Source organism: Corallococcus silvisoli (assembly GCF_009909145.1).
GTDB classification, from domain to species: Bacteria; Myxococcota; Myxococcia; order Myxococcales; family Myxococcaceae; genus Corallococcus; species Corallococcus silvisoli.
In genome coordinates this window covers 217,213-241,113 of sequence record NZ_JAAAPJ010000010.1, presented here as the reverse complement: position 1 = coordinate 241,113, position 23,901 = coordinate 217,213, and the positions used below count along the sequence as shown (strand labels likewise).

Genomic DNA, 23,901 nt, shown 5'->3' with positions numbered 1-23,901 from the left:
TCCATTCGCGCGGGGAGCGCAAAACGTAAACAAGCCCGAAGCCTGCACGGCTTCAGGAATGAGCAGGAAGCAGAACCACAGAACGGCAACGAGGTGATGGCAGCGCCCATTCCTCTTGCTTGGCCAGGAGACACCGGTGGCATGTCGAGACATGATTTCCCGATCTGACGGACGAAAATATGGATAAAAAAGGGTGCGCTACTGGGCGTCGACCCGGGGGAGGCAGATGCGCGCCGAAGGATCCGTGGGATGGACCTGCCCACATCGCCATCCCTCAGGGCAGGCGACTGAGGAATTGCAAGGCGCGGTACAGATGTAGCCCGCGTTGCGTTGAGCCCCGATGTGTACGCAGAGCCCCGACGCGCATTCGCTGGGTCCTCCGGCCGAACAGTCGTGTCCCAGCGGAGCGCCCTGGTTGGTGGTGGCCCGAAACCGATGCTCCGACAAGACAGTCACCGTCGCCGGGGAATCTGGCGGAGCGGGGGCCTTCGTCTCTTTTTCAGCGCACCCCGCAAGCAACCCTAGCGCAAGGCCCAAGAGCACCCCTTGCCGCCGTCCCATGAATTCCCGACCAACCATTTTCATTGCCCCAACGGACCTCTCGCATCTGCCTTCCTGACAGCGAGCGAGGAATTCAGCATTAGCGGGTACCTCATGGACAATTGATTTTCAAGCTTGCACTGCCTTCAAGGGTGCCATTCTTGGGGAGCAGTCCGCGCTGCTGATGCACGACGCGTCCACGCGCTGCGACGGACCTGTGACCGGGAACGGATTCAGCGGCGGGACCCACACCTATCCGCCTGCCCCCACGGCGCGGAAGCGGGCTCCAGCCCCGCCCGCCCCCCTGCCCCCCTGCCGTCAGCCGTGCCTACATGGGCCGTCCCCTCAGGGATGACCCGTCCAGGAACTGCTGCGCCCGGCCCTCTTGTGGCATATACCCACACCATGCCTTCCGCCCTCACCGCCTCCCAGATCCGCGAGGCGTTCCTCCAGTTCTTCGAGGAGCGCGCCCACCGCCGCGTGGCCTCGTCCTCGCTGGTGCCCGTCGGCGACCAGACCCTCCTGTTCACCAACGCCGGCATGGTCCAGTTCAAGGACGTGTTCACGGGCCGTGAGCAACGCGACTACCGCCGCGCGACGTCGTCCCAGAAGTGCGTACGCGCCGGTGGCAAGCACAACGACCTCGACAACGTGGGCTACACCGCCCGGCACCACACGTTCTTCGAGATGCTCGGCAACTTCTCCTTCGGCGACTACTTCAAGGCCGACGCCATCGCGTACGCCTGGGAGTTCGTGACGAAGACGCTCGGCCTGGACATCCACCGGCTCGCCGTCACCGTGTTCAACGGTGAGAACAACATCCCCTGGGACGAAGAGGCCTTCGAGCTCTGGGCGAAGCAGGGCGTGGCTCGCGACCGCATCCTGAAGCTCGGCTACAAGGACAACTTCTGGGCCATGGGCGACACCGGCCCCTGCGGCCCCTGCTCCGAAATCCACTTCCACCAGGGCGACGACATCCCCTGTGTCGAGGAGGCCGCCGGCAGGAAGTGCCAGGGCGTCGCGTGTGATTGCGACCGGTGGCTCGAGATCTGGAACCTCGTGTTCATGCAGTTCGAACGCAAGGAGAAGGACGCGCCCCTCATCCCCCTCCCCAAGCCGTCCATCGACACCGGCGCCGGCCTGGAGCGCATCGCCTCCGTCGTCCAGGGCAAGCGCTCCAACTACGACACCGACCTCTTCCAGGGCATCCTCGCCACCGTCAGCGCGCTGTGCGGCAAGCCCTACGCCCAGGAGACCGGCGCCTCGCAGCGCGTCGTCGCCGACCACGCCCGCGCCACCGCGTTCCTCGTGGCCGACGGCGTCCAGCCCTCCAACGTGGCGCGCGGCTACGTCCTGCGCCGCATCATGCGCCGGGCCATCCGCCACGGCGACACGCAGCTGGGCATCAAGGAGCCCTTCTTCTTCAAGGTCGTGGACCGCGTCATCGAGCTGATGGGCGACGCCTACCCCGAGCTGCGCGAAGGCCGCACCTTCATCCTGGAGGTCGCCAAGCACGAGGAGGAGGGCTTCCGCCGCACGCTCGACCGTGGCCTGAAGCTGATGGACGAGGAGCTGTCCAAGCTCCAGGCCTCCGGCCAGAAGCTCCTCTCCGGCGAGGTCGTCTTCCTGCTCCACGGCACCTACGGCTTCCCGTGGGACCTCACGCAGATCATCGCCCGCGAACGCGGCTACGACGTGGACCTGGAGGGCTTCAAGAAGCTCCAGGAGCAGGAGGCCGCGAGCCAGGACTTCCACGCGGAGAAGAAGCCCACCGGAGAGATCTTCCAGGGCATCCTCGCGCGCACCGCCCCCACCCAGTTCCTGGGCTACGACGGCGAGGGCCACGAGGGCGAAGGCAACGTGCTCGCGCTCGTGCAGGACGGCGTGGAGGTGCCCCAGGTGTCCGCGGGCGCCACGGTGGACGTGGTGCTGGACCGGACGCCCTTCTACGGCGAGTCCGGCGGCCAGCTGGGCGACACCGGCCGCATCGTCGCGCACGGCGGCAAGACCGTGGCGCAGGTGAAGGACGCGCAGCGCCCGGTGCAGGGGCTCATCGTCCACAGCGTGGAGGTGAAGGAAGGCACGCTGAAGGTCGGCGACATGGTGCAGACGTCCGTGGACGTGGAGCGCCGCAAGGCCATCCGCGCGAACCACTCCGCCACGCACCTGCTCCACAAGGCGCTCAAGCGCGTGCTGGGTGAGCACGTGAAGCAGGCGGGCTCCGTCGTCGCGCCGGACTTCCTGCGCTTCGACTTCTCGCACTTCTCCCCCGCCACCCAGGAGCAGTTGGAGCAGGTGGAGGACCTGGTCAACACGTGGGTGCGCGACAACGCGGATGCGCAGACGCGCGTCATGAAGCTGGACGAGGCGAAGAAGTCCGGCGCCGTGGCCATGTTCGGTGAGAAGTACGGCGACACGGTGCGCGTCGTCACCGTGCACCCGGAGTCCACGGAGCTGTGCGGCGGCACGCACGTGAAGCGCAGCGGCGACATCGGCCTGTTCAAGGTGACGAGCGAGAGCGGCATCGCGTCCGGCGTCCGTCGCATCGTCGCCGTCACCGGCGTGGGCGCGCTCCAGTTCGTGCGCGAGCAGGAGCACGAGCTCAAGAAGGTCGCGGCGCTCTTGCGCACGTCGCCCAAGGAGGTCGCCCTCCGCGTGGAGGCCACCCAGAAGCGCGTGAAGGAGCTGGAGCGCAAGGTGGAGGAGGTCGCGGTGAAGGCCCAGACGGCTTCGCAGAAGGACCTCATGGACCAGGCGCGCGACGTCAACGGCATGAAGGTGCTGGCGACGCGCGTGGACCCCGCGGACGACAAGGTGTTCCGCGGCATGGCGGATCAGCTGCGCGACCGCATCGGCTCCGGCGTGATTGCCATTGGCGGCGAGAAGGACGGCCGCGCCGTCATCCTGGTCGCGCTCACCAAGGACCTGGTGGCCAAGGGCATCAGCGCGGGCAACCTGGTGCGCGAGATGGCCAAGGAAGTGGGCGGCAAGGGCGGCGGCAAGCCCGACATGGCGCAGGCCGGCGGCCCTGACGCGGACAAGCTCCCCGTGGCGCTCGAGAAGCTCTACGAGCTGGTGAAGGGCGCGAGCCCGGCGTGAGTCCTCGCGCTTCGTCCCGGTTTCAGGCGCTCCTGACGGCGGCCCTCCTCCTGGGGGGCTGCACGAAGGAGTCCTCCATGTCCGAGCCCGGCCAGGAGGCCGACGCGCGCACGCTCCAGAAGCTGCGCGCGGAGGCGGACCGGGTGAAGCAGGGCGGAGCACCCTCGGCGCCCCGGGAGGCCGCGCGGGAGCCAGAGGAGTCGCGGCTCGCGGGCCTGGCCGCGGGGATCGGCTCCGAGGGCACGCGCAAGCTGCGGCTGCCCGAGCGCAACGACACCGTGCACGTGGACACGGTGGCGATGAAGGTCACGGGGCTGGAGGCGTCGCATTCGGTGAAGGGCGGCTCCGGCAAGGTGGGGTTGGGGCTCACGACGGAGGAGCTGTTCCTGCGCGTGGAGCTCATCACCCAGAACGTGGGCCCGGCCCCCGCGCCGCTGTCGCTGGACGGCGTGAAAGTGACGGATGCGAAGGGGCAGGCGTATCCGCTGGCGCGTGACGCGCAGGCGGTGGCGGGCACGAAGCCCCTGCCCACCACGTGGGCGCCCGAGCAACGCATGGAGCTGGTGCTGCTGTTCGAGGTGCCTCCCGAGGCCGTGCAAGACGATGGGTTGGAGCTCGTGGTGAAGGGCTCCGGCGGGGACGTGCGGATCCCCCTGCGATGACCGGGTCGGCCCCCAAGCTCCTCCCTCTGCGCATCCGACTCCCGTACACGGCGGAGGAGGAGTTCATCGAGCGGTATGGCTCGAACGTGGGGCGCGGTGGGATCTTCGTGGCCACGCGGGCGCTCAAGCCGGAGGGCACGGGGCTGGCGTTCGAGTTCGTCCTCGCGGACGGCACCCGGCTGTTGCGCGGTGAAGGCGTGGTGCTCAAGGCGCAGCCGGACGCGGGCAACGCGCGGACCGGGATGACGGTGCGCTTCACCCGGCTGGACGCCGCGAGCAAGGCGCTCATCGACCGCATCGTCTCTCGGCGCCATGGGGCCGAGGATGCCCAGGCGGTGGTGGCCTCACCTGCCGCGCCAAAGACAGACACGGTGCCGCGCCCGCCGGGGCTCGTCCGGAGAACCCCGGCCGTGAATCCGCCGCGCCCCGTGGCGTTCCCCAGTCCGGAGACAATACCCGCGACGAGCAAGGTGCCCACGCCTGCGCCGGCTCCTCCGTCACGACAGGTCGAGGTGGCTTCCGGGAACGAGCCGTGGGCTCGCGCGGCGACGGCGAAAGCGTCCATGACGTTGCCGGCCGTGCAGATTCCTGCCGCCGTCGCGACGCCGGTCCTCGCGGATCCCGATGAGCCGGTGTCGCTGTTTCCTGAACAGGGGGACGAGGAAGCAGAGGAGGAACTCGCGCCGCTTCCGGATGTGAGCCCTTCGCGGAAGGCGCGAAAGGATCCGTCGGGGACAGGGGTGCAACGGGCGACGCAGGAGATGTTCACCGTCCGCCCGTCGCCTCCGGGGTCCTCCGAGGGGACGATACCGGAGCGGTTCCCAGCCGCTTCCGACACGTTCTCCGCGGTGCAGGCGTCTCCGGCCGACACCGGTTCGACGGGGCACGGTGAGGCCCTGGCTTCGTCCGAGCCGGACGTGAACCCCTCCTCGGCTCCGGCATCCGTGGAGTCGTCCGGCACCGCTGATGCGCACGGCACGGATGCGTTCGCCGCGTCGGAAACCGGCCACGACCGTGCAGACTCGTCTTCATGGGAGCCGGTTCCGGCCGAGTCCTCCGGAAACACGGACGGCATTGGCGCGGACGCGCCCACTGCGCCAGACCGTCCGGAGCCGCAGGACTGGGAGCAGACTTCGCCCGCGCCCTTTGGCGACACCGCGAGCATCGCGGCGGATCCGTTCACCGCCACCGAGCCCGAAGGTCTCACCGCGGCTCCTTCCTGGGCTCCGGCTTCGTCTGACGAGACCCTTGGGAACGTGGCAGCGGATCCATTCGCCACCTCCGCATCGTGGGACACGTCGCCTGGCGAGGCCGCTGGGAATGTCGAAGCGGATGGAGTCCCCACTCCGGGGCCTGACAACAGCGGAGAGGCGAGCGCTTCCTGGGACCAAGCGTCGCCGCTTGTCGAGGCGGACGACGGCCGTGGGCGGACGCAGTCCTGGGAGCCAGCATCCCCAGAGACTCAGTCCGCGTGGGCTGCCCCTGTCGCGGATGACGGGCTCCACGAGGCACCGCCGGCTGACAGCTTCACGCCTGGGTTCGCGGAAGAAGACGCATCCGACTCCTTCGGCTTCGTCCCCGCGCCGGTGGATTCGTTCGACCCGAATGCCGTGCTCGGGGATGCGCACGTCCCTGAACAGTCACAGTGGGCCTCCCCTGCGAACACGGACGAGGCCGGCGACGCGGAAGCAGGGCCAGCCCTCCTCTCGTTCCCACAAGGAACGGGAGCATCCGCGCCTGCGTTCGCGGGCAGCGTAACGGGTACGCCCAGCGAGACAGGACCGTCGAGCGCTCTCGCGGCGACAACGCCCCCCGAGGAGGCGTCGAGCGAGGTCGAGCAGTCCCTCGAGTTCGATGTCGATCTCAGCCTGGATTCAGACGAGGAGCCTTCTTCGCCAGAGGGCGGCTCCTCGGCCATGCCGGCCCTCGACGGCATTCCGGGATCCGCACGGCCCGAAGTGGTACATGCGACGGCGCCGGTCGCGGCTCCACGTCAACTGGAAGCCGAGCGACTTCGCGCATGGGGCATCGACCCAGAGTCCACTCCTCACGGAGCGAGCGACGCCGCCGAGGAGGTGGACCCGTTCACCGCCGCGCTTGAGCAGGCTGTCGAAAAACCGGGGCCGCCATCACGATTCGATGAGCCAGGTTCGGGCACCACGACCGAGGTGCTGGAGTCGGACACGGAGGTCGTGTCCGAAACGCAGTTGCTCACGTCCACGCTGGCCGAGGCACCAGCCGAGGACGCATGGACCGCTCTCGTCGGAGCATCCGCACCTCCGGAAGTCCTTCCGGATGCAGCGCTCGCGGCTGAAGACACGCCCCCCTCCGAGGCCGCGGAGGTGCTGGATGAGGACGCATTCCTCCCGGCTCCATCGGTCTCTCAAGAACAGGCGCCGGTCTTCTTGGGGGATGCGGAGGAAGCATGGCCCATATCCGAGGCCGATTCCGTCCTCGCGTCGGAACACGAAGAAGGCCCCCCCGCTTTCGCGCCATCCCTCGCGTCTGACGAGACGATCCCTCCATCCGACGATTCCGAAGCCACACATGACGCTGAGATGGCGCCTGCGAATGCGCCCCAGGATGCGTCGGCAACCGTCACGTCCCCGTTTGAAGCCGAGTCCTGGGGGCCCACGGTCCAGGAGGGTGTTTCGCCTCTCGAAGAGGCGCTTTCAGCGTCCTCCATGCCGCCAGTCTTCGCGACAACGCTCGCGGACGACTTGGACCGGGAGGAGGAGTCGCCATCCTCTGTCACGCAGCCTGCGCCCGCCACGAGTGGGCTTGCCGCACCGGCAAGCGCGACAGCATCTTCCTCAGACGCATCGCCGTTGGACGCTTCGGTCTTGGGCAGGGTTGGTTCCGACACGAAGTCGGTCGGCGAGGGAGCTCCTGCCGAGACACGCGATTGGGATGAGGTCGTACCTGCGGTCACAGTGTCCCAGGTCGCGACCCATCCGGCGGATGGCCACGCGGCTGCATCCATCGCACCGGCGCCCTCAGACGAAGCCACGTCTCCGGGACGGGAAAGCTCGGCCGTGGCTGCGGCACTGGCAGCTCCGAGCGAGGCCACGCATCTCAGCCAGAGCACATCCGCTCTAACGGAACGCACTGCCGCTGCGACGGCGGTGCCACCTCCGAACGAGACCACGCGACTCAGCGAGGGCGTATCTGCCCCAGCAGAAGGCACAGCTTCCGGCGCGGCACTGCCGCATCAGGATGTCGCCTCATCACTCAGCGAGCGCGCGTCCACTCCGACCGAGAACACAACAGTCCTCGCTGCGGCACCGCAGCAGCAGGACGCCGCCTCACGACTCAGCCCGCGCGCCTCCGCTCCAGCGGAGAGCACAACTGCTTCGGCGCTACTGCATGAGGGCGAATCCTCACCGCTCAGCGCGACTGCGGCTCCCTCGATAGCGAGCTTGGCAGCCGATGCGGCACTGACTCGTCCAGACAAGTCCGCACCGGGCGACGCAAGCGCCTTCTTCCCAGAGGCAGGCTCGGCCTCGACACTGGCACAGCCGCATCCGGACGAATCCGCGCCGCTCAGCGAAAACACTTCTGGCACGGCGGAGCACACGGCTTCAGTGCTCGCGCTGTCGCATCCCGACAAAGCCGCACTGCGCGGCGAGGACGCATCTGGCTTAACGGAGACCACGGGCTCCACGCGTGAGCAGTCGTATCTGAACACAGCCGCACCGCCCAGCACGAGCGCCGCTGTCCCAGCGGAGCGCACGGACTCTGTTGCAGCACTGTCACGTCCGGATAAATCCGCCCCTCTCAGCGCGAGCGCATCCGCTGATGAAGAGCACACGGTCGACGCCTCGGCACAGCTGCATCCGCACGAGTCCGCTCCGCGCAGCACAGGCGCCCCTGTCGCGACGGAGCGCACGGACGTCACATCAGCGCTGCCGCATCTGGACAACTCCGGCTCTCTCAGCACGAGCGCATCAGCTGCCGAGGAGCGCACGAGCTCCGCTTCGACACTGCCTCATCCGCACGAAGCCGCTCCGCTCAGCACGAGTGCCCTTGTCCCAGCGGAGCGCACGGACTCCGATTCAGCACTGCCGCATCCGGACAAAGCCGTCGCGCTCAACACAGGCGCATCGGCTGACAAAGAGCGCTCAACCGCCGCCTCGGCACAGCCGCATCCGCGCGAAGCCGTTCCGCTCGGCACGGGCGCCCCTGTCCCAACGGAGCGCACGAACTCCGCTTCAGCACGGTCGCTTACAGACTCCTCAGCCACTCGCAACCCGAGCGCATCCGCTGACGAAGAGCGCACGACCGCCGCTTCGGAACCGCCGCATCCGCGCGAAGATGCTCCGTTCGGCACGAGCGCCCCTGTCCCAACGGAGCGCACGGACTCCGCTTCAGCACAGTCGCATCCGGACTCCTCAGCTCCTCTCAGAACGAGCGCATCATCTTCTGCTGAGGAGCGTACGACCGCTGCTTCGGCTCTGAACGAAGCCGCACCGCTCAGCGCGAGCGCTGCTGTCCCAACGGAGCGCACGGACTCCGATTCAGTGCTGCCGCATCCGGACACCTCCGCGCCCCGCAGCGCGAGCGCTGCTGTCCCAACGGAGCGCACGGACTCCGCTTCAGTGCTGCCGCATCCGGACACCTCCGCGCCCCGCAGCACGAGCGCTGCTGTCCCGACGAAGCGCACGGACTCCGCTTCAGCGCTGCCGAATCCGGAGAACTCCGCCCCCCTCAGCACAAGCGCATCAACCACCACGCAGAGCACGGACTCCGCTTCAGCGCTGCCGAATCCGGATAACGCTGGTCCCCTCGGAGCAAGCGCATCCATCCCGGCGGAGCCCTCGCCCTCCGCATCGGCACCGCCGCCCCCGGACCCGGGTTCAACTCCCAGCACGCGCCCATCCGCCTCACCGGCGAGCACCGCCTCCGCTTCGGAACTGCCTCTCCCGAACGCCTCCCCACCGCGCAACACGGCCACATCGGCCCCCACTGAAAGCACGACCTCCGCGTCCACACCGCCGCAGCAGGACAACGGCGCGAGCACGACCTCTCTTCCGCCTCTCGCTCCATCCACGGAAGGTGTCTCGCCTCCCGCCAGCGCCACCGCGTCCACACCGTCCCGCTCGGAGTCCTCCGTCACGGCGCGCGAAGCCGCGCCCCCTCCCACGGAGCCCGCGCAGAGCCGCGCCTCGGACGCCCCCACCGCGCGCAGCCGCCGTCGCACGTTCTTCGACCTCGCCCCCGCCGTCCCCTCCACCACGCCGGCCGCGGCGGAGGTCGTGCTCGGCATCGACGTGGGCACCTCGCACGCGCGCGTCGCGGCCTTCATCAACGGTGTCGCAACCCCCATCCCCCTCCCCGGCACCGACAGCACCGGCCTCCCCTCCGTCATCGCGATGGACAGCGCCGGAGCATTCCAGGTCGGCACCGCCGCCCTCGCCGAAGCCGCCCGCGATCCCCGCCGCGCAACATCCGGCCTCAAGCGCCTGCTCGGCGTACGCGCCCGCTCCCCCCACCTCCGCTGGCTCGCCCCACAACTGCCCTTCCCCGTCGCCACCGACCTCCACGGCGACGCAGGCGTGGAGTTCGACGGCCGCGTCGTGGCGCCCACCCTCCTCACCTCGATGCTCCTGCGCGAGCTGCGCCAGGCCGCCACCACGTACCTCGGCCGCAAGGTGACGCGCGCCGTCCTCTGCGCGCCCTCTCACTTCACCGAACGCCAGCGCGCCGCCCTGCGCGAAGCCGCCACCCTGGCCGGCCTGGACGTACCTCGCGTGCTCACCAACAGCGCCGCCGCCGCGCTCGCGTACGCGCACGGCCGAGGCCTGGCGCGCAAGCGCGTCCTCGTCGTGGACCTGGGCGGCGGTGGCCTGGAGGTCTGCGTGGTGCAAGTCACCGGCGACGACCTGGAGGTCGTCACCACCGGCGGCGACCCCACCCTGGGCGGCATGGAGTTCGACGCTCGCATCGCCGAGGCGCTCGTCAGCGACCTCGCCGAACAGGGCCACCCCCGCCCTGAACACCCGCTCGACTGGGGCCCCCTGCGCACCCTCGCGGAAGCCACCAAGCAGACCCTCTCCACCCAGAACTCCGTGGACGTCGCCCTGCCCACCGGCCGCGGCCCCACGCTGGATCGCGAGCGCATGGAGGCCCTCACCGCCGACCTCGCCCAGCGCGTCGTCTCCGTCACCCGCGAGGTGCTGGAATCCAATGCCCTGTCCCCCCAGGGCCTGGATGCCGTCCTCCTCGTGGGCGGACAGTCCCGCGCGCCGCTCGTGCGCCGCCGGCTGGAAGAGAGCCTGGGCGTCCCCGTGCGAGAGGACGACGTCGACGGCCGCACCGCCGTGGTGCGCGGCGCCGCGCTGCTCGGCCACGCCCTGCTGCTCGCCGAAGTGGGCAGGCCCGCCGCCAGCGTCTCCGAAGTGCTCACCGCCCCCATCGGCGTCGCCGAGGACGCCGGCGTCTTCCGCCGCGTGCTGGAGCGCAACACCCGCCTGCCCACGGCCAAGACCCTGGTCATCCCCGTCACCGCCCCCGGCCCGCTGGCGCTCGCCTTCTTCCAGGGCACCGCCCCCACCGCCGTGGAGAATGAATGGCTCGGCGCCCTCTCCCTCACCGTGGAGCGCCCCGGTGAGGTGGAGGTGCACCTGGAGCTGTCCACCGACGGCACCCTGGCCTTCAGCGCCACCCTGCCCGGAGCGAAGCGTCAGCCCGTGGCGCTCGCGACGGAGGACCTGGACGACGCGACCCGGGATGCCCTCATCGCTCGCTCGCCCTTCCACACCGCCCCCGAAGCGCGCCCGAGCGGCCTGCTGTCCGGCCTGAAGAAGCTCTTCGGCCGCCGTTAGCGGGCGGGGCGCTCGGCCCCCCTCCCGCCTCCGTCCCACGGGCAGGTGCTGCGTCTGGCCCCCGCGTCCCAGCTTCCATTCCAGGTCTCACCCTTCACGGCATCGGGAGGAACCCGGACATGAGACGGACTTCGATGGTGGCAGGTCTGGTGGCGGCCGGTACATGCGTGGCGAGCCCGGCCTTGGCGGCGGTGGATGCAACCGAAGTGTCGCGCAAGCTCAGCTACAGCCCGGAGGACGTCGAGGCCGGCGTGGACGTGCGCGTGGGCCTGGGCGGCTTCACCAGCGAGCTTGGCAGGGAGACGGGAGTGGGCCCCCTGTTCAGCATCAACGCCACCGCCCAACCCTGGAAGTACATCGGCGTGGAGGCCGGCTACGAAGGCCAGCGAATCCCCATCGATGACTCGCGCGTGCCCAGCGGCAACCAGATCTGGCGCAACAACGCCACGGTGATGGGCAAGCTGGGGCCGGTCATCCACCACCGGTTCCACCCCTTCGTCGGCGTGGGCCTGGGCCTGAGCTACCTGCACTCGTCCGACGGCTCGCGGAGCGTCTACAACAACGACTGGCAGACGGAGCTGCCGCTGTCGGCGGGGCTCGATTACCGCGTGGGCAACCTGTACACCGGCGTGCGCACGACCTTCCGCTTCCTCGGGGGCGAGAACCTGTTCAGGATCCCCGACACCAACTCGGACGCGAAGGGCAACCTCTTCAACGGCAACCTCACCGTCGGCGGCACCTTCTGAGCCGTCCGTGACCCAGGGCCCGCGTCCCCGGGACGACGAGCGCGCTTCCCGCCCTCACAGCTCGAAGCGCGTCATCAACGTCTCCGGACGCGGGTCCTGAGCCCACGCGTCCAGCACGTCCTGCGCGGGCGACCGCCCCGAAGCCGCCACCGCCTCCAGCGGCGCCAGCAGCGGCACGTCCAGCGGATCCAACCGCTGCAGTCCCCGCTTCGCGATGGCCACCATCTCCGCGGCCAGTCCGTGCAGCGCGCGCGAGCCCAGCTTCCCAGCCAGTCCCTCGCGGCGCGCGGTGTCATGGAAGGCCAGGTGCTCCGTGAAGCTCAGCCGGGGCAACAGCTGCTCCGCCTCGCTCAGCGCCTGCGCGTCGTAGAGGATGCCGCGCCAGAGCGCCCCCAGGGCCCCCGTCATCGCCGCGCTGCTACAGTCCGCACCGCGCACCTCCAGCACCTTCTTGAGCCGCACCTCCGGGAAGAGCGTGGACAGGTGGTCCGTCCAATCCCCCATGTCCGGCGGCTTGCCCTCGTAGCCCTCCGTCAGCAGCTGGCGGAAGGTGAGCTTCGGGTGGCGGTACTCGCCCTCGCGGCGCAGGAACAGGAGCGGCGCGTCCAGCGCCCAGTCCACGTACGCCTGGTAGGAGAAGGAGCCGTCGAACCAGGACGGCAGGTAGCCACACCGCGTGGGGTCCACCTCTTCCCAGACGCGGCTGCGGAACGACATGTAACCGGACGGCTTGCCCTCCACGAGCGGGCTGTTGGCGTACAGCGCGACGAGCAGCGGCGACAGACGCGCCACCGTCACCGTCTTCTTCACGCAGTCCGCCTCGTCCGCCCAGTCCAGCGACACCTGCCCCGTGGACGTCATCAACATCATGTTCAGCGCCAGCCGGCCGCGCTCCGGCAGCGTGCGCCGCATCACCTGGTAGCGCGTCTTGGGCATCCACGGCATCTCGCCCGTCGTGCCCACCGGCCGGTACCCCAGCGCCACCAGCCGCAGCCCCAGCTGCGAGGCCGCCGCCTTGGTCTCCTTCAGGTGCTCCAGGTTCTCCTGGTGCGCCTCCCGAGCCGTGTGGAAGGGGCTGCCGGACAGCTCGAACTGACCGCCGGGCTCCAGGGAGATGGCCGCCATCCCGCGCTGCAGCGCGATGACCGGGGACTGGGGCGTCTCCCGGAAGGGCTCGTAGCCCCCCGGCGCGATGCGCTCCAACAGCGCCCCCACCCCGTTCGGTCCCTCATAGGGCACGGCCTGGGCGGAACCCACGGGGTAGATGAACTTCTCGTGCTCCAGCCCGAGCCGGTGCTCGGCCCGGGGCTTTTCCGCCTTCCGGAGCTCTTCCACCAGGGGGGCGGCGGACGTGAGGGGCTCGGAGGCCACGCGCTTGAGGTCGAGGGACATGAGGGCGCCCTATATAACGGGGCTCGTTGGCCTTGCCCTCATTTGAGCACCCCGCCCCCATGCCTCCCGCGCCCCCCACCCCCACCCTGTCGCCCCAACCCCATCTGTTGGATTTCTTCCAGGGCGTGGGGGTGCTCGGCCGCGCCTTCCAGCTCCTGTTCCGCTCCCGCCGCCTCTTCCTCCTGTCCAGCCTGTGCGCGGCCCTCACCACCGTCGCCCTGGTCGGCGTGGGGGTCCTGCTCTACCGCTACGCCCCCGGACTGCTCGAATCCGTCTGGACCCGCCCTGAGTCCTGGTACGGCCGCGTCGGCTGGTACATCGCGCTCGTCTTGGGCTCGCTCGTCGCGTGGGTGGTGGGCGCCAACGTGGTGCCGCCCCTGCTGGTGGCCCCCTTGCAGGACCCGCTGTCGGAGGCCACCGAGGCCGAGTGTGGCGAAGCGGACGCTGGCGCCTCGCCCGTCTCCTTCCTGCGGGGGCTGACGACAGGGCTGTTGCACACGCTCGCCCGCATGGCCCTGCTGCTGCTGGGGCTGGCGCTGCTCCTGCCGCTCAACGCCGTGCCGGGCGTGGGCAGCGTCGTGTTCACCGTGCTGGCCAGCCTCTGGACGATGCTCTGGATGGCCGCTGAACACCTGGCCGCGCCCATGACGCGCCACCTCTACCCCTTCGCCCAGGTGCGCCGCATGCTGCGCGAGCGCCGGGCCCTGTGCCTGGGCTTCGGCGCGGGCGTCTACGTGCTCCTCTGGGTGCCCATCCTCAACACCTTCTTCCTTCCGGTGGCCATCATTGGCGGCACCCTCCTGTACCGGGCCCTGCGCGCGGCCGGAGACCTGCCCCCGCCACCGGATGCGATCGGACCCGCCACCCCCCGGGCCGGGGCCCCTGCGCCCCCCTCCTCCCTGGCGAAATAAACGGGAGGGCCGGGTGTCCGTACGTCCAAGCCCTCCGGGAACGCATTGCCTGCGGCAGACGTTCTCGGTCGCTAGTGACAAGGCCACGCCTTGAAGCACCTGGAAGCCGTGATTAGGCTTGCCCGGCCGCTGCCAGGCCCTTGGCTCACGTCGAACCGTTCGGATTCACAGGGCTTTTCACGCATCACCCGGGGCGCCACTCGCGTCCCAGCTGGGATGAACCGCATGCCGCGTATCTTCCGCCGCATCACCGCTGTCGCCGTTCTGTTGGGGGCCTGGGCATTCGCGGGCAGTGACCGCGCACCCCTCCCGCTCACCGTGGGAATAGCGGAGGCGGGGCAGGACTCCTGGGACGGCGCCCTGCCATCTGCCAGCAAGAGCGAGAAGGCCCCTCACGACCTCAACAGCCTGCGCGTGCTGACGAAGGTCATCCTCTACGTGAAGGAGAACTACGTCGACCCGAAGCGGGTGAAGCCCAAGGAGATGATGATCGCCTCCCTGGAGTACGTGGAGAAGAGCGTCCCGGACGTGCTCGTGGACGGCAACGCGGAGACGGGCAAGCTCAACGTCAACGTGAACGGGAAGCAGAAGGAGTTCGACATCTCCCACGTGGACTCCCTGTGGAAGATGTCCTTCGCGCTGAAGGACGTGTTCGACTTCCTGTCGAAGAACATGCGCCCCATCGAGGAGACGCGCGACATCGAGTACGCGGCCGTCAACGGCATGCTCTCCACGTTGGATCCGCACTCGGTGCTGCTGCGCCCGGAGCTGTACCGGGAGATGAAGCTGTCCACCAAGGGTGAGTTCGGCGGCCTGGGCTTCGTCATCCAGATGAAGGAGGGAAACCTCACCGTGGTGAAGGTGCTGCCCAAGACGCCCGCGGCGCGCGCCGGCATCCAGAAGGACGACCGCATCAAGAAGATTGGCGAGGAGTCCACCGTCAACATGGACCTCAACGAGGCCGTGTCCAAGCTGCGCGGCCCGGTGGACAGCCGCATCACCATCACCGTGGAGCGCGACGGCTGGGACAAGCCGCGCAACATGACGGTGGCGCGCGCCATGATTTCGATTGAGTCCGTGCAGCACAAGCTGCTGGCGGGCGGCGTGGGCTACGTGCGCCTGAAGAACTTCCAGGGCAACACCACGCGCGACCTGGAGTCCGCGCTGGCGGAGATGCGCAAGCAGGCGGACGCCAAGGGCGGCTTCAAGGGCCTCGTGCTCGACCTGCGCGGCAACCCGGGCGGCCTCCTGGAGCAGGCCATCCAGGTGTCGGACACGTTCCTGTCCAAGGGCACCATCGTCGCAACGGTGGGCTTCAGCGACAAGCTGCGCGAGGAGAAGCGCGCGCGCCCCACGGAGGGCGAGGAGTCCTACCCCATCGCGGTGCTGGTGAACGCGGGCAGCGCCTCCGCCTCTGAAATCGTCGCGGGCGCGCTCAAGAACCTGGACCGCGCGGTCATCATCGGGCGGCAGACGTTCGGCAAGGGCAGCGTGCAGGTGCTCTATGACTTCCCGGACGACAGCGCGCTCAAGCTGACCATCGCCAAGTACCTCACGCCGGGCGACGTCTCCATCCAGGAGGTCGGCATCGTGCCGGACATCCAGCTCGTGCCCACGCGCGTCACCGCGGACCGGGTGGACGTGTTCGCGCCCCGGAAGTCCATGGGCGAGGCGGACCTGGACCAGCACTTCGGCAACCCGGACTCCACCACCATCGCCAAGAAGCGCGAGGAGGTGCTGGACCGCGAGAAGCCGGGCACCAGCCTCAAGTACCTGAAGGTGGAGGAGAAGGCCGTCCAGGCCGCCGCCGCCAAGAAGGAGGAGCCCAAGGAGAAGGTCGCGGCCAAGGGCGCCAAGGACAAGAAGGAGCACGGGGAGAATGATCCGCTGCTGGACGTGGACGTGGCCGGCCGGGGCGAGGACCTGGACGACCAGCTGGACGCGGAGGCCCAGGAGGAGATCAAGGAGGACTTCGAGGTCCAGTTCGCCCACGACTTCATCGTGCGCGTGCCGGCCGTGAAGCGCACCGAGCAGCTCAAGCAGGGCAAGACCTTCGTGGAGCAGAAGCGCCAGGAGGAGGAGCAGCGCATCAACAACGCCATCGCCGCGCTGGGCCTGGACTGGAGCCCCGGCCCCACGCCGAAGAACGTGCAGCTGGACGCCAGCTTCTCCCCGGGCAACGACGCGAAGATCAACGCCGGCGACGCGCTGGACATGGTCATCAACGTGGAGAACAAGGGCACGGAGCCGCTCAAGCGCGTGCGCGGGTGGACGGAGAGCGACAACGCGTTCCTCGACCGCCGCGAGTTCCTCTTCGGCGCCATCGCGCCGGGGGAGAAGAAGTCCTGGAAGGTGCAGGTGCGCCTGCCCAAGGACCTCACCAGCCGCCGCGACGACGTGAAGGTGAAGCTGTTCGACGACAACGGCCCGCTGCGCGACACGCTCGTGTCGGAGCTGTCCTTCGTGGAGCTGCCCCGCCCCGCGTTCGCCTTCAACTGGCAGGTGGTGGATGACTGCGCCGAGTGCAACGGCGACGGCGTCGTGCAGCGCGGCGAGGACGTCACGGTGGTGATGGACGTCACCAACACGGGCGTGGGCCCGGCGCTGGACTCGTTCGCGCAGATCAAGAACGGCGGCGACGCGAACATCTTCATCGAGAAGGGCCGCTTCAAGCTGGGGGAGATCAAGCCCGGCGAGACGAAGACGGCGCGCTTCCAGGTGTCCCTGAAGAAGGGCTACAAGGGCGACACCTTCCCGCTGAAGCTGGCCATCCTCGACGAGCCCCTGGAGGAGTTCGTCCTGGAGAAGCTCCAGCTGCCCGTGAAGGACGGCCCGGTGGCCCCGCTGGAGGTGAAGAAGGGCCTGGTGAAGCTGTCGGACAAGGCGGAGCTGTTCGGCGCGCCCACCGCGGACGCCCGTCCGGTGGCGAAGCTGCCCCAGGGCGCGACGCTGGCCATGGAGGCCACCACCAAGGGCTTCTACAAGGTCGCCCTGGACAAGGACCGCTTCGCCTTCGTGCGCACGCAGGACGCGAAGGAAGTGAAGACCGGCAAGGCCGCGGCGCCCAAGACGGTGGCGTGGACCACCACGCACCAGCCGCCGGACATCAAGCTGGACGTGGACCCCTCGCACGGCGGCGTGGTGGTGAACGGCGACAAGTTCACCCTCTCCGGCGTGGTGAAGGACCCCAACGGCCTGCTGGACGTCTACGTGCTGGTCAACGACCAGAAGGTCTACTTCAAGGCCGTGGACCCCAAGGGCGGCGAGCCCAACACGCTGAAGTTCACCTCGGACTTCGCGCTCAAGGAGGGCAACAACAACGTGCTGGTGGTGGCCCGTGAGAGCACCGAGTTCGCCAGCCGCCGCACCCTGGTCATCCGCCGCCGTCCGGCGGAGGTGGCCCAGAAGGTGACGACGCCCGCCGCCGCGGCGGTGACGCCGGTGAAGCCGCGCCAGCAGTAGTCCCCGGGCAGGCCCGCCGGAGCGCCTGACCCTCGGGCGGCTCACTTCCAGTGGACACCCTCCCCTTCCGGGAGGGCGTTTCCCTGGAGGAGGGCCGCCCGTTTTGTTGACGCTTCACCGAGCGCCGATTTAGGGTCCGCGCAGGTGGGCGCCCGCTGGCCGGCATGCGTCCCGGAGGCGTGATTCCCCCATGCGGACGTTCAGTCGGTGGCTGGTGCTCGCGACGGCGCTGTCCGGGGCCGCGGCCCACGCGGACGACAACGACCTGTCCATTGCCCGTTTCGGCGTCGACCGCCGGGGCTCGACCCCGGTCATCACCGGCACGGAGTTCGCGGAGGCCAGCGCGGACTTCCGCGCCTTCGCGCGCACGTTCGGCGCGGTGATGTCCTCCGCGAACCTGATGCCTCCCCGCACCACGGGCCACTCGGGCTACGCGTTCAACGCGGAGCTGTCCGTGGTGTCCCTCCCGGACAGCGTGGCGCTGCCCACGGAGCGGGCGCAGCCGGGCTCCGTGCTGGTGCCCTCCCTCCACGTGCGCAAGGGCCTGCCCTTCTCGCTGGAGCTGGGCGGGCGCGTGGGCTGGGTGGAGAAGAGCAGCATGGTGACGGCCACCGGCGAGCTGAAGTGGGCCGTCAACGAGGGCTTCACCTACCTGCCGGACGTGGGCCTGCGCCTGCACGTGACCAAGCTGTTCGGCGCGCACGACCTGGACCTCACCACCACGGGCCTGGACATCGGCGTGGGCAAGCAGTTCCCCCTGGGCGGCATGGTGACGCTGACGCCCTACGGCGGCCTGGACCTCAACTTCGTCAGCGCCACGACGCGCACGCTGGACTTCGACCCCACCCGCACCGTGGCGGACACGCAGGGCAACGACTCGCGCGACGCGCTGATCAACACCGCCTCGTACACGCGGGTGTCCGCGGGCGACAACCTCACCCCGCGCTTCTACGCGGGCGCGCGCTTCATTGGCGGCGCGCTCCAACTGGGCGCGGAGGTCTCCATCACCAGCCTGGGCAGCTTCGACCAGACCGGTGCGACCAGCCGCGACCTGCCCTCCGTCTTCGCCTTCAACACGACGTTGGGCCTGGACTTCTAGCTACCGCAGGGCCTCGCGCACGCGGCCCGGGCGGTTGGTGATGAGGTAGGAGACGCCCATCTCGCGCAGCGTCCTGGCGCGCTGGGGGTCGTCCACCGTCCATGCCGCCACGCGCAGCCCGGCGTCCTTCCACGCGGCCACCCGCTCCGGCGTGCACGCCTCGTGGAAGGGGTGCACCGAGTGCGACGACACCAGCGGGCTGAGCCCGTACGCCTGGAGCACCCAGGGGCGATCCGGGTCGATGAGGAAGCCCCGGCGCAGCGAGGGGTCCGCCGCCGCCAGCCGGAAGAGGCACAGCGGGTTGAAGCTGGACACCACCACGCGGCTCGCGAGGTCCCGGTCGCGCACCAGCCGGGCCACGGCCGCGGCCAGACCGCCGTCATCGAACCGGTCGCACTTCAGCTCGATGTTGACGAGGAAGTGCTCCGGCAGCGCGTCCAGCACGTCCTCCAGGAGCGGGATGCGCGCGGGGGCGAAGCCCAGGGACGTGCCCACGTCCGCGCGGGAGAGCTTCCACCAGGGCGTCGTACGCACCTCCCACGGCTGCCCGGCGAGCCGGTCCAGGCGCTCGTCGTGGCACACCACCACCTCGCCGGAGCCGCACACCATCGCGTCCAGCTCCACGCCGTCCGCGCCCTGGCGCACGGCCTCCGTGAAGGCCTCCAGGGTGTTCTCGGGGGCGTCGGCGCTGGCACCACGGTGAGCGAGCAGGAGCATGGGACGCGCAGTGTCGCCTGGAACCGGCGCCGGGCGCAGTGTCGGGGACGGGCGGGCGTCCAGGGGTGGACGCGGGCACGGCTTGCCTCGCGGGTGGGTTTATTGCAGTGTCCGAAGCATGCTGGGCCTCGGAGAATTCATCGTCCTCGGCTTCGTCCTGCTGGTCGTCTTCTCGGCCGCCCGGATGGGGCAGCTGGGCAACGCGGTGGGCAAGTTCGTCTACTCCTTCCGCAAGGCGTCGCGCGGCGAGGACCTGGTGGACGTGAAGCACCTGCCCGGTTCACGCCGGGGCAGCACCGACGCGGACTTCACCGAGGGCGGCCCCAAGGACCCTCGCGCCTAGAACTCCTCGCCGCCCGGGAGCACCAGTGGACCGGGCGGGCTGCCGGGCGCTGGCGCCAGGAGCAGGCGCGCGGCCTGCTGACGCAGGGCGGGGAGCAGTCCGGCGTCGTCCACCAGCTCGCGCAGGTCCGCGGAGTTGAGCAGCGGCACCAGCTTCGCGCCCACTTCGGGTGGCAGGTACGGGTTGAAGGCGAGCGCGCGGCGCACCTTGTGCCGCACGGACCAGCGCGGTGACTTCCAGATCTCGACGAGCGGCTCCGGACGGGCGGGCCTGCGCGCGGCGATGCGCACCACCAGGTCCTCCGTGAGGCGCGGGTTGATGAGCACGTTGCGCAGCACGGCCGGGTTGCTGACGGTGGCCAGGCGCGACAGCACGTCCGGGTCGCGCGTCAGGCGGGCCTGCTGCTTCAGGTGCCCCAGGGACTGGTGCGCCGCGAGGGCGTCCGCGCGGGCCGCCGCGTCCGCGTCCAGCTCCTTGCGCGCGGGGCCTCGGGCGAAGAGGTCCGCCACCGCCTCCAGGGACTGCACGTGGGCCATGCGCCGGAGCGCCTCCACGTGGGGGATGTGCTCGGCCTCTTGATCCAACGCGGCCAGGAAGTCCGACAGCACGCAGGTGGCGGGGGCCTGCCCGGCGCGGGACAGGGACAGCAGGTGGCCGATGAGCTCGTTCGTGTCGAACGGCTCACGCCGGGCCATTTCGCGCGCGGCGGCCTTGCGGCGCACCGTGGCGCCTCCGCCCAGGGCGTGCAGGTTGCGCGCGAGCGCGCGGGCCTCCTCCAGGGTGGACATGTGGGCTCAGCCTCCCGTGCGGTCCGCCGTGGGTTCGGAGGGTGCGGGCTCCAGCGTCACCTCCAACCGGAAGCCGCTGAGGTCCGCGGGGAACTCCTGGAACACCACGAGGAAGGGCACCTTGCCCCCCGGGGGCACCGGGAGGGCGGCCGCGTCCATGCGCTGGCGGAGCGCGGTGGCGTCCTCGCGGGTGGTGACGGCGTGCAGGTCCTCCGGCGTGGCCAGCGCGCCCGCGAGCCCTTCCGAGGAACGCACCCGCTGATCTCCGTCGAACAGGGCGGCGCGCACGCGCACGGCGGCGGCGGCACCGGTGCGGTTCTCCGCCTCCCCGCGCACGATGAAGAGCATGCGGCCGTCGCGCGTCTCGTACAGGCCGTTGGACACGTCGCTGGCGATGAACGGGCGGGACGGCGGGAGCACCAGCGTGCGCAGCCGGTCCGGGGACAGCGTGGTGGGGTCCACCCTGCCGTCGCGAAGGTAGACGGTGCCCAAGGCGCCCAGGGCCACGACCAGCGCGGTGGCGACGGTGAGGTTGACGACGAAGCCCGTGAGCTTCCGCGCGCGGCCGGGCAGCCGGCGCTGGGGCATGCCCACGTCCTCCATCCGGGCGGACGGCTTGTTCACCGTGACGGCGGGCCCCCCGCGCATGTTGGCCAGGTCCACCACCTCGCGGCGGGGCGTGGTGATCTTGAACGGGTCGCCGTCGTCGTATGCCGGCACGTCGCCCAGCAGCGAGATGCCGCCGGGCTCGTCCGCACCCGAAGGCACGTCGCCCAGCAGGTCGGCGCGACCGGTGTCGGAGGCGGCCAGGCCTTCCTCTCCTGAAGCCCCCGCGCCGGAGAAGTCGAACAGGTCCCCCATCGGCTCCGGGGAGGCCCCGGGGTCGTCATGCGCGGCGGACAGGTTCGGGGCCTGCGCGACCATGTCGATGGAGGCGAACGGATCCTCGCTTTCGAAGCTGGGGGCGGGCGTCATCGGCCCGACCGCCGCGGCCCCGCTCGGCGCGGGCGCGGCGGCGGCATTCGCGGCGTGGCGCAGGGACGCCGCATCCGGAGCCGGAGGGGCATCCAAGGAGAAGTCGAAGAGCGGATCCGGCGCGGCGTCCGTCGCGACGGCCGCGGAAGGGCCCGGAGACACAGCCGCGCCTCCAGCACGTGACGGTCCGGTGGGCCCTCCCGCGAAGGCGCCCGGCGCCGGAGCGCGGGTCGCTGCCGCGGCAGGAGCCACGGCTCCGGGCGGAGCAGCCCGTGGAGGCGCCGGAGCCTTCGGCGCGGGGGCAGCCACCGGGGGTGCCGGAGCCCTTGGCGAGGAGGCGACTCCTGGAGGGACCGAGGCCCCGGCGCGGACGCCACCAGGTGCTGTCGGAGACGAAGGGCTCCCCGCTCCCGAAGGCGCCCCAGCGCCGCCTGGGCGTGCGCCCTGTCCGGCATGCGACGAAGTGCGCCCCATGGTCGCGGGACCCGGCGGCGACGAAGCACCCGCCGAGTAGGGCCCTGCCCCGGACGGTGCCGAAGCACCCGCCAAGTAGGGCCCAGCCCCGGACGGGGACGAAGCCCCCGCCGAGTACGCCCCTGCCCCGGACGGGGACGAAGTGTCGTCCGCGAAGTCCCCGAAGTCGGACAGCGCGGAAGCGTCGCCCGTGTAGCTCCCAGGCGCCCCGAGCGATGAAGCGCCGTCCGCGAAGTCCCCGAAGTCAGACAGCGCCGAGGCGTCACCCGCGAAGGCGCCCGGAGCGCCCCCGAGCGCCCCCGGTGGAGCCGTGGGAACGGGAGCCATGGGGCCAGGGCGGGACGCGCCAGGCGGCCCCGCCGCGAACGCCCCGGGAGGAGCGGCACGGGCGGTGGGCGGCGCGAAGGCCCCCGGAGGCGCCGGTCGGGGCGCACCCGCCGGGGCTACGGGCCGAGGGGCCGCCGCGGGAGCAGCGGGCGAAGGCGCATCGAACATGAAGTCCGCGAACGGATCCTCCGCGTCCAGCCCCTCCAGGCGCCCCGGCGAGGGCACCGGCGCCGCCTGCCTCCGGGACGCGACGCCCGGGAGCGGCACGGGCGGATCGAACGGCGTCATCGGCCCCCCCGCGCCCGGCGTGGCAGGGGCACGTCCGGGAGTCGCTTGCGGGAGGTCCACGTCGATGTCCACCTCCACATCACCCCAGGCATGGACCAGGGACTTCACCCCGGGTGCGCCCGGCGCGTAGTAGGCCGCGCCCGGGCGGGTGACTTCGCCGGTAGGCTCCGGCGCGTCACCGAATGCCTGGAACGGGTCCGCCTGCCCACCCGGGGAGGGGGCAGGCGGGGGGGCGCTCAGGGCAGGCGTGGGCTCACGCGCCACCCGAAAGGTGTTCTGACATTTGGTGCAGCGGACCTTGACCCCTTTTTCCGTCACCTTCTCGTCGGGGATCTTGAACCGCGTCTGGCACTGTTCGCACTGGACGATCATGGGGTCGGGCCGGGGGGACTCGAAGCATAAGCCCACCTGCCGGACACGGCGAGTCGGACCCGGGCAACTTGCTCGCTTCCAACCCCTTTGATACGAGGTTCGCCCCTTTGGAAATCAGGTAGTAAACGAGTAAATGCCAAGGCGCAGCCGGGGTCGGAGACGACAGACATGAGCGAGGCCGAGCAAGCAAATGCTCCTAGCAGCAGCAAGGAGCCTAAGATCATCAAGCGCTACACGAACCGGAAGCTCTACGACACCGTGGAGAGCCGGTACGTCACGCTCGATGAAATCGCCGCGATGATCAAGGAGGGCACCGAGGTGCGGATTGTCGACAACCGCACGAAGGAAGACCTGACCTCCGTCACCCTCGCGCAGATCATCTTCGAGGAGGAGAAGAAGAAGAACCAGATGCCGCTGTCGGTGCTGCGGGAGATCATCCGCCACCCCGGCGAGTCCATCTCCGGGTTCATCCAGAAGGAGGTCACTCCGCGAGTGGCCTCCATCCGCGAGGAGGCCGAGCAGCGGCTGGACAAGCTGCTGCGCCGCGAGGACGGCAGCCCGCAGGAGTCCGCTCCGGACGCCGCCGCCACGCCCGCCGCCCAGACGGAAGCGGGCGCCGCGAGCCTCAACCCGGCGGAGCTGCTCAAGGCCAGCCAGCGCGCCTTCGAGGACTTCCAGCGCCGCATCGACGAGCGCGTGAAGCAGGTCGTGGAGAACCTCACCGGTAACCTCCCCGCCCTGGGCCGCGACATGCAGGCGCTCACGCAGCGGTTGGAAGAGCTGGAGAAGAAGCTCGACGCCGCGGAGAAGGGCGACAAGAAGGACCCGGGCGCCTCCTAGCGCCCGGCCCTGGGGTCGGGGCGCCCACGAGCAACGGGCGCC

General features: G+C 70.2%; 13 protein-coding genes and 2 pseudogenes. 10 read left to right on the top strand and 5 right to left on the bottom strand.

Features of this window, described 5'->3' with window-relative positions; all coding sequences use genetic code 11:
* The first annotated feature begins 891 nt into the window (after positions 1–891).
* From alaS to GTY96_RS21310, 5 genes and pseudogenes are all read left to right on the top strand, one after another.
* Positions 892–3,639 carry an alanine--tRNA ligase gene (gene alaS / locus GTY96_RS21330; protein ID WP_407926980.1) on the top strand — a complete coding sequence of 916 codons (2,748 nt, stop codon included), beginning with the start codon at positions 892–894 and terminating at the stop codon, positions 3,637–3,639.
* Positions 3,640–3,716: 77 nt separating this feature from the next.
* Positions 3,717–4,301: a hypothetical protein gene (locus tag GTY96_RS21325; protein ID WP_235685758.1), complete on the top strand. Its 585-nt coding sequence runs from the start codon at positions 3,717–3,719 to the stop codon at positions 4,299–4,301.
* Positions 4,298–4,594: pseudogene (locus GTY96_RS38585) on the top strand (TIGR02266 family protein); the annotation flags it as partial. The gene GTY96_RS21325 and the pseudogene GTY96_RS38585, both read left to right, overlap by 4 nt.
* Positions 4,595–9,556: 4,962 nt before the next feature.
* Positions 9,557–11,125 carry an Hsp70 family protein gene (locus tag GTY96_RS38580; RefSeq protein ID WP_255442046.1) on the top strand — a complete coding sequence of 523 codons (1,569 nt, stop codon included), beginning with the start codon at positions 9,557–9,559 and terminating at the stop codon, positions 11,123–11,125.
* Between the two features lie 119 nt (positions 11,126–11,244).
* Positions 11,245–11,871 (top strand): outer membrane protein, encoded by a 627-nt coding sequence (locus GTY96_RS21310; protein ID WP_143900177.1) that lies wholly within the window; start codon positions 11,245–11,247, stop codon positions 11,869–11,871.
* 54 nt (positions 11,872–11,925) lie between these two features.
* Here the strand turns inward: GTY96_RS21310 and GTY96_RS21305 are convergent, their stop codons facing one another.
* Positions 11,926–13,263: a glutamate--cysteine ligase gene (locus tag GTY96_RS21305; RefSeq protein WP_161665626.1), complete on the bottom strand. Its 1,338-nt coding sequence runs from the start codon at positions 13,261–13,263 to the stop codon at positions 11,926–11,928.
* A gap of 59 nt (positions 13,264–13,322) precedes the next feature.
* On the opposite strand from GTY96_RS21305, the gene GTY96_RS21300 reads away from it, so the two are divergent.
* From GTY96_RS21300 to GTY96_RS21290, 3 genes are all read left to right on the top strand, one after another.
* Positions 13,323–14,174 carry an EI24 domain-containing protein gene (locus GTY96_RS21300; protein ID WP_143900181.1) on the top strand — a complete coding sequence of 284 codons (852 nt, stop codon included), beginning with the start codon at positions 13,323–13,325 and terminating at the stop codon, positions 14,172–14,174.
* A gap of 216 nt (positions 14,175–14,390) precedes the next feature.
* A complete protein-coding gene (locus GTY96_RS21295; RefSeq protein WP_143900183.1) occupies positions 14,391–17,636 on the top strand; it encodes an MXAN_5808 family serine peptidase in 3,246 nt (1,081 codons plus the stop codon).
* A 190-nt stretch (positions 17,637–17,826) separates the two neighbouring features.
* Entirely contained in the window at positions 17,827–18,735 is a 909-nt protein-coding gene (locus tag GTY96_RS21290; protein WP_161665625.1) for a hypothetical protein, read from the top strand.
* Here the strand turns inward: GTY96_RS21290 and GTY96_RS21285 are convergent, their stop codons facing one another.
* Positions 18,736–19,452 (bottom strand): glycerophosphodiester phosphodiesterase, encoded by a 717-nt coding sequence (locus GTY96_RS21285; protein ID WP_143900187.1) that lies wholly within the window; start codon positions 19,450–19,452, stop codon positions 18,736–18,738. It abuts the gene before it with no gap.
* Between the two features lie 118 nt (positions 19,453–19,570).
* On the opposite strand from GTY96_RS21285, the gene GTY96_RS21280 reads away from it, so the two are divergent.
* The gene (locus tag GTY96_RS21280) at positions 19,571–19,795 is read left to right on the top strand and encodes a twin-arginine translocase TatA/TatE family subunit (protein WP_143900189.1); all 225 of its coding nucleotides are present in this window, start codon (positions 19,571–19,573) and stop codon (positions 19,793–19,795) included.
* On the opposite strand, the gene GTY96_RS21275 is transcribed toward GTY96_RS21280, so the two are convergent.
* The 3 genes and pseudogenes from GTY96_RS21275 to GTY96_RS38730 form a co-directional block, all read right to left on the bottom strand.
* Positions 19,792–20,583 (bottom strand): hypothetical protein, encoded by a 792-nt coding sequence (locus GTY96_RS21275; RefSeq protein WP_161665624.1) that lies wholly within the window; start codon positions 20,581–20,583, stop codon positions 19,792–19,794. The genes GTY96_RS21280 and GTY96_RS21275 overlap by 4 nt on opposite strands.
* Before the next feature lie 6 nt (positions 20,584–20,589).
* Positions 20,590–21,720 (bottom strand): DUF3426 domain-containing protein, encoded by a 1,131-nt coding sequence (locus GTY96_RS37730; RefSeq protein ID WP_235685756.1) that lies wholly within the window; start codon positions 21,718–21,720, stop codon positions 20,590–20,592.
* Between the two features lie 1,200 nt (positions 21,721–22,920).
* A pseudogene (locus tag GTY96_RS38730) lies at positions 22,921–23,019 on the bottom strand (zinc-ribbon domain-containing protein); the annotation flags it as partial.
* Between the two features lie 168 nt (positions 23,020–23,187).
* Here GTY96_RS38730 and GTY96_RS21265 point away from each other — a divergent pair.
* Entirely contained in the window at positions 23,188–23,859 is a 672-nt protein-coding gene (locus GTY96_RS21265) for a polyhydroxyalkanoate synthesis regulator DNA-binding domain-containing protein (RefSeq protein ID WP_143900194.1), read from the top strand.
* Positions 23,860–23,901 lie beyond the last annotated feature (42 nt).